At 56.6% G+C, this 11,102-nt stretch carries 11 protein-coding genes; 6 read left to right on the forward strand and 5 right to left on the reverse strand.

Annotated elements, in window-relative coordinates; translation table 11 throughout:
* Positions 1 to 33: 33 nt before the first annotated feature.
* The 5 genes from AACR14_RS12155 to ccoN all read right to left on the reverse strand — a co-directional run bounded on the left by AACR14_RS12155 (position 34) and on the right by ccoN (position 3,903).
* A complete protein-coding gene (locus tag AACR14_RS12155; RefSeq protein WP_005345427.1) occupies positions 34 to 534 on the reverse strand; it encodes a FixH family protein in 501 nt (166 codons plus the stop codon).
* Between the two features lie 140 nt (positions 535 to 674).
* A complete protein-coding gene (ccoP, locus tag AACR14_RS12160) occupies positions 675 to 1,658 on the reverse strand; it encodes a cytochrome-c oxidase, cbb3-type subunit III (RefSeq protein WP_019446377.1) in 984 nt (327 codons plus the stop codon).
* Positions 1,658 to 1,837: a CcoQ/FixQ family Cbb3-type cytochrome c oxidase assembly chaperone gene (locus AACR14_RS12165; RefSeq protein WP_005336620.1), complete on the reverse strand. Its 180-nt coding sequence runs from the start codon at positions 1,835 to 1,837 to the stop codon at positions 1,658 to 1,660. The genes ccoP and AACR14_RS12165 overlap by 1 nt, the downstream gene beginning before the upstream one ends.
* A gap of 10 nt (positions 1,838 to 1,847) precedes the next feature.
* Positions 1,848 to 2,462, reverse strand: coding sequence for a cytochrome-c oxidase, cbb3-type subunit II (gene ccoO, locus AACR14_RS12170; protein WP_005336618.1), 615 nt, complete (start codon positions 2,460 to 2,462; stop codon positions 1,848 to 1,850).
* Positions 2,463 to 2,478: 16 nt separating this feature from the next.
* Entirely contained in the window at positions 2,479 to 3,903 is a 1,425-nt protein-coding gene (ccoN, locus tag AACR14_RS12175) for a cytochrome-c oxidase, cbb3-type subunit I (RefSeq protein ID WP_005336616.1), read from the reverse strand.
* Positions 3,904 to 4,184: 281 nt separating this feature from the next.
* On the opposite strand from ccoN, the gene AACR14_RS12180 reads away from it, so the two are divergent.
* The 6 genes from AACR14_RS12180 (at position 4,185) to AACR14_RS12205 (ending at position 11,025) form a co-directional block, all read left to right on the forward strand.
* Positions 4,185 to 4,646 (forward strand): hypothetical protein, encoded by a 462-nt coding sequence (locus AACR14_RS12180; RefSeq protein ID WP_005351925.1) that lies wholly within the window; start codon positions 4,185 to 4,187, stop codon positions 4,644 to 4,646.
* Between the two features lie 93 nt (positions 4,647 to 4,739).
* Positions 4,740 to 5,198, forward strand: coding sequence for a GAF domain-containing protein (locus tag AACR14_RS12185; RefSeq protein WP_005336610.1), 459 nt, complete (start codon positions 4,740 to 4,742; stop codon positions 5,196 to 5,198).
* A 102-nt stretch (positions 5,199 to 5,300) separates the two neighbouring features.
* Entirely contained in the window at positions 5,301 to 5,939 is a 639-nt protein-coding gene (gene proQ, locus AACR14_RS12190; protein ID WP_005351923.1) for an RNA chaperone ProQ, read from the forward strand.
* An 8-nt stretch (positions 5,940 to 5,947) separates the two neighbouring features.
* Positions 5,948 to 7,963, forward strand: a complete 2,016-nt coding sequence (gene prc, locus AACR14_RS12195) for a carboxy terminal-processing peptidase (protein WP_005351922.1) — start codon at positions 5,948 to 5,950, stop codon at positions 7,961 to 7,963.
* A 145-nt stretch (positions 7,964 to 8,108) separates the two neighbouring features.
* Positions 8,109 to 10,733: an aminopeptidase N gene (gene pepN, locus AACR14_RS12200; protein ID WP_019446378.1), complete on the forward strand. Its 2,625-nt coding sequence runs from the start codon at positions 8,109 to 8,111 to the stop codon at positions 10,731 to 10,733.
* Positions 10,734 to 10,803: 70 nt separating this feature from the next.
* A complete protein-coding gene (locus tag AACR14_RS12205) occupies positions 10,804 to 11,025 on the forward strand; it encodes a DUF2835 family protein (RefSeq protein WP_005351919.1) in 222 nt (73 codons plus the stop codon).
* The last annotated feature ends 77 nt before the right edge of the window (positions 11,026 to 11,102 follow it).

Below are 11,102 nucleotides of genomic sequence, written 5' to 3' on the forward strand. Positions count from 1 at the left end.
CGGCTCGCCACAGTGAGAACAGCCGGTCATGGCTTAGCGTCCTTTCGGGTCGAGTTCGACAGGGGCCAGGGTAGGCAGCTGGACGGTCTCTTGCAATCGCCACTGGTGATCAAAGGCATCGACCCGAATGTGCCACTTGCCGACCAGCGGCTTGTCGAAATGGAGGCGATAGGTGCCGCTCGCATCGGCGGTGATCATGTGTTCGCTGTCCTGACCGGCCAAGGTCGGGTGAAACAATGAGAGATAGAGAGCTTGCCCGGCAGGAATGTCACCGCTGATGGGTTTGAGGGTCAGTTCGTTGCCGTCAACCTCCAGCCCAAAGCGGATATTGAGGGCTTCGGAGCGGTCAAACTTGCTCAAGTCCTGATTGATCTCTTTCCCTTGTTTGTAATAGTCCTCGGCCACCAGATTGACCCCATCCTTGCTGGCGATGATGGCGGTGGCGATGCTGCCGACAACAGCGGCAGTGGGGAGGGCGATGATAAACCAGGGCCAGAATTGGCGATACCACGGTTTGGATAGAGGTTGGGTCATGATTGCTACTGCCATGAAACGAATGATTAACGTGGAAGATGGTTTTTACGCAACACAAGATAACAAAAAGCCTCGAGGAGTCGAGGCTTTTTGCTGTGTAATCACGTGTTTATCACATGTTACAACGTTACGGGCGAACCTTATTTGGCAGACTGTTGATGAGACAGGCTGTAAACGTAGGAGGCCAGCAGGTGAACCTTGTCCTCACCCAGAATGTCTTTCCAGGCTGGCATCACACCGTGACGACCGTGGGTGATGGTTTGTACCACCACTTCGCGGGAGCCACCGTAGAGCCAGGTGTTGTTGGTCAGATCTGGCGCTCCGACGGCAACACCGCCCTTGGCATCAGCCCCGTGGCAGGCAGCGCAGATGGCAAAGCGTGCTTCACCTTTCTTCGCTTCCACCAAGTCGACCTTGCGACCGGAGAGGCTCAGCACATAGGAGGCCACTTCCTGAACGCCATCTTTGCCGAGGATTTCACCCCAGGCAGCCATGATCCCCTGACGACCGCCCATGATGGTGGTCTTGATTTGATCTGGCTGGCCGCCCCATTGCCATTCGCTGTCGGTCAGGTTCGGGAAGCCGCGGCCACCGCGGGCATCGGATCCGTGGCACTGGGAGCAGTTCTGCAGGAACAGACGCTGACCCACTTTCAGGGCTTCCGGATCCTTGGCGATTTCGGTAATGGCACGATAGGTTTTGCCATCCGCTTCATAGGTGAGTTCACGGAACTTGGCGCCGTAGATCTCGTCAGCCTTGGCGACCTCACGGTCATACTCCACCGCGCGACCTTCAGCCTTGGCCGATTCGGTTGCAGCCTTGGACTCGGCCAGCGAGCGCACGTCCTGGTTGGAACTTTGCCAGCCCAGCAGGCCTTTGAAGTTGCCAAGCCCCGGGAAGGCGATCAGATAGACCAGACCGGTGACGATGAAGAAGAGGAACATGTAAGTCCACCACTTCGGCAGCGGGTTGTTGATCTCCTCGATGCCATCGAAGGAGTGTCCCATCGATTTGCCTTCTTCAACACCCATCTTGTCCTTGCGGCACCACATCAGCAGCAAGAAGCAGCCGAGGATGGTTCCCAGACTGATGACAGTCACAAAAATGCTAAACAGAGTGCTCATTATTGTTTCGCTCCTGCGTTCTTTTTATCAGCACCGGGTTGCTCATCATCGGCAAAAACCAGATTGGCAGCCTCGTCGAAAGAGGTCTTGCGGCGTTTGCTGTAGGCCCAGACGATGATGCCAATCATGATGGCCATCAACAGCAGGGTATACAGACCGCGAAATGTGCCGTAGTCCATCTTCGCCTCCTTATTTCAGGGCATGACCCAGTGATTGCAGATAGGCCACCAGCGCATCCAGCTCGGTTTTGCCCTTGACGGCTTCGCCCGCACCCTGAATATCGGCATCGGTATAGGGCACACCGAAGTGATCGCGGAACAGCGCCAGCTTCTTGGCCGTCATCTCACCGGTCAGCACATTGGTATCAAGCCAGGGGTAGGCGGGCATGTTGGATTCCGGTACCACATCGCGCGGGTTGATCAGGTGAACCTTGTGCCACTCGTCGGAGTAGCGGCCACCGACACGGGCCAGATCCGGACCAGTACGCTTGGAGCCCCACAGGAAGGGGTGCTCCCAGACGCTCTCACCGGCGACCGAGTAGTGACCGTAGCGCTCGGTTTCGGCACGGAACGGACGGATCATCTGGCTGTGGCAGTTGGTGCAGCCTTCGCGAATGAAGATGTCGCGTCCTTCCATCTGCAGAGCGGTGTAGGGCTTGAGGCCCTCCACCGGCTCGGTGGTTTGCTTCTGGAAGAACAGCGGAGTGATTTCAACCAGGCCCCCCAGACTGATGGCGAAGATGATGCCGACCACCAGCATGGGAACGCTTTTTTCAAATATTTCGTGACGGTTATTGTTGCTCATGGGTTGACCTCTTCAATCATGCTGGCTGGGCGACAGGTTCCAGAGAACCTTTGGGCGCAGTGATGGTGCGATAGGCGTTGTAAGCCATCAGCAACATGCCGGTGACGAAGAAGCAGCCTCCCAGGAAGCGCACGAAATAGAAGGGATAGGATGCCTGCAGCGCTTCAACGAAGCTGTAGGTCAGGGTGCCGTCTTCGTTGACTGCACGCCACATCAGGCCCTGCATCACGCCGGAAATCCACATGGCGACGATGTAGAGCACGGTGCCCACGGTCGCCAGCCAGAAGTGAACGTTGATCAGTTTGACGCTGTACATCCGGCCCTGACCGAACAGGTTCGGGATCAGGTGATAGACGGCACCGATGGAGACCATGGCAACCCAGCCCAGCGCACCGGAGTGCACGTGACCAACGGTCCAGTCGGTGTAGTGGGAGAGGGCGTTGACGGTTTTGATCGCCATCATCGGGCCTTCGAAGGTCGACATGCCGTAGAAAGAGAGGGAGACGATCAGGAAGCGCAGGATGGGGTCATAACGCAGTTTGTGCCAGGCACCGGAGAGGGTCATGATGCCGTTGATCATGCCGCCCCAAGAGGGTACGAACAGGATCAGGGACATCACCATGCCCAGTGACTGAGCCCAGTCAGGCAGTGCGGTGTAGTGCAGGTGATGCGGACCGGCCCAGATATAGAGGGAGATCAGCGCCCAGAAGTGGACGATGGAGAGGCGATAGGAGTAAACCGGGCGACCGGCCTGCTTGGGCACGAAGTAGTACATCATCCCCAGGAAGCCAGCGGTCAGCAGGAAGCCTACCGCGTTGTGGCCATACCACCACTGCACCATGGCGTCCATGGCGCCGGAGTACATGGAGTAGGACTTCATGCCGGAGAGCGGCACTTCCATGTTGTTGACAATGTGCAGCACCGCAACGGTGATGATGAAGGCGCCGAAGAACCAGTTGGCCACATAGATGTGGGAGGTGGTGCGCTTCATCAGGGTGCCGAAGAAGACGATGGCATAGGCGACCCATACCACAGTGATGGCGATATCAATCGGCCACTCCAGCTCGGCATACTCTTTGGCGGAGGTGTAACCCAGCGGCAGAGAGATGGCGGCAGAGAGGATGATTGCTTGCCAGCCCCAGAAGACGAAGGTTGCCAGCGGGCCACCAAACAGTCTGGTTTGACAGGTGCGCTGCACCACGTAAAACGAGGTGGCCATCAGTGCACTGACGCCGAAGGCGAAGATCACTGCGTTGGTATGGAGGGGCCGCAGACGACTGTAAGTCAGCCACGGGGTCTCGAAGTTGAGGGCAGGCCAGATCAACTGGGCTGCGATCAGTACGCCAACCGACATGCCGACAATTCCCCAGACAATCGTCATGACGGTAAACTGGCGAACAACGGTGTAGTTGTACTCAGGATGGTTAGTTGTATGGCTCATCGTTATATTCCGCTTCCGATGCTGCTGTTGTTTGGTTTTGTATCCGGAGAACCGGACTGGCTTCATCAGCCACCGCCGACCAGTTGTTAACATCTGTTAACGAAAGGAAAAGCAAAAGATGGCTAAATGAAAACTGCATGGGAATGATACTGAAGTGACAGGTAAAATAACAGTATAAACAGTGATATATTTGGCTCCGTCCGGTCTCGATATGGCAGTTTTTTACCTTGTTCGAGATCACAAAAAACTATTTTAATTGCATCTTAATCGGACTGTTTTTGATGAAAGAGAGACTTACCGCACGTAAAGTTTTGCACCTCGTACTTGTATTGGCGCTGTTATTGGCGCTGATGGCCTATCGCACCTGGTTTTCGGCCGATAACAGCGTCTCTGCTGACCAGAAAAAAGATCAGATTTGTGATCTTTCCCACACCCCTTGCAGCGCGCTGATTGGTGACAAGCCACTGACGGTCGCCATCAAGGAATTACCGCTGCGCGCTGAACATGACTTTGCCATCGCTATTACCGGCGGCGATCCGGCCATCAAACCGGTGAAAGCGACACTCGAAGGCAAAGATATGTTTATGGGCACCATTCCGGTGAGCTTTGAAGAAATAGACGGACAGTGGCAGGGGGTGACCCAGGTGGGGAGCTGTACATCACCCGTCATGATCTGGTTGTTAAATATCGAGTGGAGTAATGGTCAACGCCAGCAATTGGCGCTTTCCGTTGCCCGGGAATAACGGCGCAAGAGGTGGGGAGTGGAAAAAATATTTGAAATTTCCCGGCCAGGCGTTACCTTCCCCAAACCATCAGGGAGTGAAGTTCATTTAATCATGATTGAAAAACAACCATTTTATCGCACCCTCAACCAGCAGGCCAAGGCGCTGCTGGAGGGGGAAACCGATCTTATTGCCAATCTGGCCAACCTCTCCGCGCTGCTGAATCAGGAGCTGGAGGAGATCAACTGGGTCGGTTTTTATCTGTTGCAGGGTGAGACCCTGGTATTGGGGCCATTTCAGGGCAAACCGGCCTGCGTACGGATCCCGGTCGGCCGCGGGGTGTGTGGTACGGCAGTGGCAGAGGGGAGAACCCAGCTCATTGACGATGTCCACCAGTTCGACGGTCACATCGCTTGCGATGGCGCGAGCAACTCGGAAATCGTGATCCCGGTGCGTCGTGGTGGCGAGATCATCGGGGTGCTCGATATCGACAGTCCGATTTTTAACCGTTTCGACCAGCAAGACCGGATTGGCCTCGAAGAAACGGTGCAAATTTTGGAAAGCATGCTCTAAGTCATTGCTAGATGGTTCGCAAAAGGCCCCAAGCTCTCTATAATGGGGCCTTTGTTGTGCTCGGGACGTGCCCGTGCGTTTATATGAAAGCCAAGGTTATACATGGAAAACACTGAGAAGCTGAAGAACAGTAAAGAGATCGTTGCCTACCTGGTCGAGAAATTCCCGGCCTGCTTCGTTGCTGAAGGAGAGGCCAAGCCGCTCAAGATTGGCATCTTCCAGGATTTGGCCGAGCGTCTTGCTGACGATGCCAGAGTCTCCAAGACCATGCTGCGTTCCGCACTGCGTCAATACACCTCCAGCTGGCGCTACCTGCACGGTCTCAAAGCTGGCCAGGCTCGCGTTGATCTGGATGGCAACCCGGGCGAACTGCTGACCGAAGAGCACATCGAGCACGCCAAGCAAGCTCTGAAAGAGAGCAAAGAGCGCGTATTCGCCAGCCGTCGTACCAATACCAAAGAGAAGGATGAGAAGGCCAAGAAGCCCCGTCGTCCTGCTGTGCGCAAAACCGAGAAAGCTGATGTAGCTGCCAAGCCGAAAGCTGCCGCCAAGGCACCGGTCGCTGACGCTCCGCTGGTTAAAGTGGATGCCGCTACGCTGAAAGTGGGCCAGGATGTGCGCGTCGTTATGGGTAAATTCCCGGTTCCGGCAACCATCAAGGAAGTAACCAAGGACGATGTACAGGTCCAACTGCAGACCGGCATGATGGTGCGGGTCAAATCAGAGCACTTGGTTCTCTAAGGAGACAAATGTTGAAGCATGGCGTAATTCGTTTTTCCCTCGTTGCCTGTAGCCTGGCGCTTGCCGGGCTTGCACAGGCCATCGAGCCGGTGCTCAAGGAGAGTGATTTGCCTGTGTTGGCTCAAGAGAGCCAACATGCTACGGCCAGCAAGCGAATTACCAATTTGTTTACCCGCTCGCACTACAAACAGTTCAAGCTGGACGATGCCTTTTCCTCCGTGATTTTTGATAAATATCTGGAGAATCTGGACTACAGCCGCAACCTGTTTTTGGCCTCTGATATCAGCCGTTTTGAAAAGTACCGTAACGGTTTTGACACCGACCTCGAAAGAGGCCGTCTGGCTCCCGCCTACGAGATGTTCAACCTGAGTCAGCAGCGGCGTTATGAGCGGTTCGAATACGCCCTCAAACTGCTTGATACTCCTTTCGATTTTACCCAGACCGACAACTATGTGTTTGATCGGGAAGGGGCGGCTTGGCCCAAAGATGAAGCAGAGCTCAACGAGCTATGGCGTCAGCGGGTCAAGTTCGATGCCCTGAGTCTCAAGCTCAGTGGCAAGGAGTGGCCCGAGATCAAGGAGCTGCTTGGCAAGCGTTACAACAACGCTATCAAGCGGATGTCCCAGACCGAGAGCGAGGATGTCTTCCAGCTCTTCATGAACTCCTTCGCTCGCGCCATCGAACCGCACACCAGTTACCTCTCACCACGCAGTGCCGATCGTTTCAACACCGAGATGAACCTCTCGCTGGAGGGGATTGGTGCCGTGTTGCAGGCGGAAGATGACTTTACCGTCATCCGTTCTCTGGTGCCCGGTGGCCCGGCTGCCAAATCCAACCACCTCAAACCCGATGACAAGATCACCGGGGTGGGGCAGGAAGATGGCAAGATTGTCGATGTGATCGGCTGGCGTCTTGATGACGTGGTCGAGCTCATCAAGGGGCCCAAGGGGAGCAAGGTCAAGCTGGAGATCCAGCGCGGCAAGGGTGCAACCGCCAAGACCGAGCAGATCGAGCTGACCCGCGATAAGGTGCGCCTTGAAGACCGGGCTGCCAAGTCCAAGGTGATTAACGCCGAAGGCAAGAAGATTGGCGTTATCGAGATCCCGAGTTTCTACGTCAATCTGCACGATGACGTGATCAAGGAGCTTTCCAGCCTGAACAAGAAGAAGATCGATGGCTTGATCATCGATCTGCGCGGTAACGGCGGCGGCGCCCTGACCGAAGCTTCCGCCCTGAGCGGTCTCTTCTTTGCCAGCGGTCCCGTGGTGCAAATTCGTGATCATATGGGCCGTATCACGGTCAATGGCGATGACGATGGCAACGTCTACTACGGTGGGCCCATGTCGGTGATGATCGACCGCTACAGTGCCTCGGCCTCCGAGATCTTCGCTGCCGCCATGCAGGATTATGGCCGCGCGTTGATTCTGGGTGAAAACTCGTTCGGCAAGGGGACGGTGCAGCAGCATCGCAGTCTCGCCAAGGTCTATGACTTCTACGAGCAGCCGCTCGGTCACGTGCAGTACACCATCGCCAAGTTCTACCGGATCGACGGTGGCAGCACCCAGAACAAGGGCGTTGCGCCGGATATCAGCTTCCCGACACCGGTTGCTCCGGAAGAGACGGGCGAAAGCCGTGAGTTCAATGCGTTGCCGTGGGACAAGATTGCCTCCGCCAACTACGAGAAACTCGGCAACTTCGCCAGCGTACTGCCCAAGTTGCAGGCGGCGCACGATGCCCGGATCGCCAAGGATCCTGAGTTTGCCTATGTGATGCAGGACATCGCCGACTACAAGGAGGAGAAAGACAAGAAGTCGGTCTCCCTCAACGAGGCGGAGCGTGTTGCAGAGCAGGCGAAACAGGATGAGAAAGCGCTCAAACGTACCAACGAACGTCTGGCACGTCTTGGCAAGCCGGCGGTGAAGAGTCTGGATGAACTGCCCGCTGATTTTGAAGCGCCCGATGAGTATCTCATCGAAGCGGCCAATATCACGGCGGATCTGGCCAAGGTCAGCAAACGCAGCTGACAAGGCGACCTCCAATGCACAAGGGCGACTGCGGTCGCCCTTTCTTTTTGTCTGGCGTATCTGACGTAATGCCAAATTGTTTGACCCCGCCAGTTGGTTGTGACAGCCTCTTTCTCGCCTTTAACAAGCGTGGAAGCAGACAATAATGACCGATCACTCCCAGGCCATGACGGCCAAATATCGCCAGGATTATCAGGCGCCGCTCTACTGGATCGACACCATCGACCTCGATTTCCAACTGCAGGAGCCGCTGACCCAGGTCACCGCCATCACCCGCATTCGTCGCAACGGCGAGCACAATGCGCCGCTCGTCCTCGATGGTGAACAGCTGACCCTCAAGAGCGTTGCCATCGATGGCATTCCCTGTGACCATTACGAGCAAGGCGAGAGCAGTCTGACCCTGTTCAACCTGCCGGCCGAATGTGTGCTGACCATTGTCACCCTGCTGGATCCGGCCGCCAACACCGCCCTGGAAGGGCTTTACAAGTCAGGCGATGCCTACTGCACCCAGTGTGAAGCGGAAGGCTTTCGCCGCATAACCTATTATCTGGACCGCCCCGACATTCTGGCGCGCTACAGCACCCGCATTACCGCCGACAAAGCCCAGTTCCCCTTCCTGCTCTCCAACGGCAACAAGGTCGACAGCGGTGATCTGGATGGCGGACGCCATTTCGTGCAGTGGCAGGATCCTTTCCCCAAACCGAGCTATCTGTTTGCGCTGGTGGCCGGTGATTTCGATGTGGAGCGCAGCCACTACACCACCAAGAGCGGTCGCAAAGTGGCCCTCGAGATCTTCGTCGACAAGGGCAACCTCGATCGCGCCGGTTTTGCCATGGAGAGCCTCATCAACTCCATGCGCTGGGACGAACAGCGTTTTGGCCTCGAGTATGATCTCGACATCTACATGATCGTTGCGGTGGACTTCTTCAACATGGGCGCCATGGAGAACAAGGGGCTCAACATCTTCAACTCCAAGTTCGTGCTGGCCAATCCGGCCACCGCCACCGACAGCGACTACCACGGTATCGAACGGGTGATCGGCCACGAATATTTCCACAACTGGACCGGCAACCGCGTCACCTGTCGTGACTGGTTTCAACTCAGCCTGAAAGAGGGGCTGACAGTGTTCCGGGATCAGGAGTTCTCCTCCGACCTAGGCTCCCGTGGCGTCAACCGCATCAACAACGTGCGTACCGTCCGCGGCCCGCAGTTTGCGGAAGATGCTGGCCCCATGGCACACCCGATCCGCCCGGATGTGGTGATCGAGATGAACAACTTCTACACCCTCACCGTCTACGAGAAGGGGTCGGAAGTGATCCGCATGATGCACACCCTGCTGGGGGAAGATGCCTTCCAGGCTGGTATGCGTCTCTACTTCGAGCGTCACGACGGCTCGGCCGCTACTTGTGATGATTTCGTGCAAGCGATGGAGGATGCGTCCGGTATCGATCTCGGTCGTTTCCGCCGCTGGTACAGCCAGTCCGGCACCCCCGAGCTGACCGTGACCGACGAGTATGATGCCGCCAGCGGTATCTATCGCCTTCATGTAAGCCAGCATACCCCGCCGACTCAGGATCAACCGCAAAAGCTGCCGCTGCATATCCCCCTCGATATCGAGCTCTATGACGAGCAGGGTGCCGTCATTGCTCTGCAGTATCAGGGCAAGGCCATCGGCAACGTGCTCGATGTGCTGGAAGCGGAGCAGACCTTCGAATTCGATCGGGTGCCGGTCAAGCCGGTTCCCTCTCTGCTGCGGGACTTCTCAGCGCCGGTCAAGCTGCACTATGACTACAGCGACGAAGCGCTCGCCTTCCTGATGCGCTTTGCCCGCAACGAGTTTGCCCGCTGGGATGCGGCCCAGATGCTGATCAACAAAGCGGTCATCGATGGGGTGGCGCGGGTCCAGCACGGGCAGGGGGTTGAGCTCTCCCAAACCCTGCTGGCCGCCTTCGCCGCCATTCTGGACGACAGTGAACTGGATTTGGCCCTCAAAGCGGAGATCCTGGCGCTGCCCGGTGAGGCGACCCTGGCCGAGCTGTTCGAGGTGGCCGATATCGATGCCATCCATCAGGTGCGCAACGCGATCCACACCCGTCTTGCCGAGGCCTTTGGTGCGCGCTTGGCGACTACCTATCAGAGCCTGCGTCTGAGCGGCTATCAGGTGGTGCATGCCGACATGGCTAAACGGGCCCTCAAAGGGGTAGTGCTCGGCTATCTGGCTGCGCTGGATGCGGAGCATGCCGACGCGCTGGTGCGCGAGCAGTATGCCACTGCCGACAACATGACCGACACCCTGGCGGCGCTGCAGGTGGCCAACGGCTATCTGTTGCCATGCCGCGCTGCGCTGCTGGCCGATTTTGAAGGCAAGTGGGCCAAGGATGGACTGGTGCTGGACAACTGGCTGCGACTGATTGGCAGCAAACCGGCTGCCGATGTGCTTAGCGAAGTGAAACAGGCGATGAATCACCCCACTTTCAGCATTCGCAACCCGAACCGGCTGCGGGCGCTGATCGGCAGTTTCGCCATGAGCAATCAGGTGCAGTTCCATGCGGTGGATGGCAGCGGTTACCGCTTCCTGACCGATCTGCTGATCGAGCTCAACGAGGTCAATCCACAGGTGGCCTCCCGCCTCATCACGCCGCTTATCCAGTTCAAGCGACTGGATGAGGCGCGCAAGGCCCTGATCCGCGCCGAGCTGACTCGTCTTGCCAACCTTGAGGGGCTGGCGCGGGATCTGTTCGAGAAGGTCAGCAAGGCGCTGCAGCAGTAAGTGTCGACGGGGCAGGGGCGTGAATGCGCCTGCCTCTATTGTGTGATTTATCGTGTGATCAGGAGCAAGCGTGAAGCAGTTTACTTTTCGGCTCTCATTGAATAGCGATGAGGTGATGCTGATGTATCAGGGCCATGCCAGACGGCTGGTGGTGCGCAGCGAACAGGGATTGACCCTGGAACTTGGCATAGAAAAAATACGCCCCTTTGTCGCCATCAATGGTGTGCATGGCTATTTTCGGCTCAAAACCCAGGACGATTACCGCTTTATCAGTCTCGAACGCATAAATTAACAAAAATCGAACAGATTAACGACTGTTTATCTGCTTTGCGTCACTATCTATCCGGTAAAATGGCACAAAAGTAGTGG

This window comes from Aeromonas sp. 159 (assembly GCF_963862045.1).
Taxonomy (GTDB): Bacteria; Pseudomonadota; Gammaproteobacteria; order Enterobacterales; family Aeromonadaceae; genus Aeromonas; species Aeromonas veronii.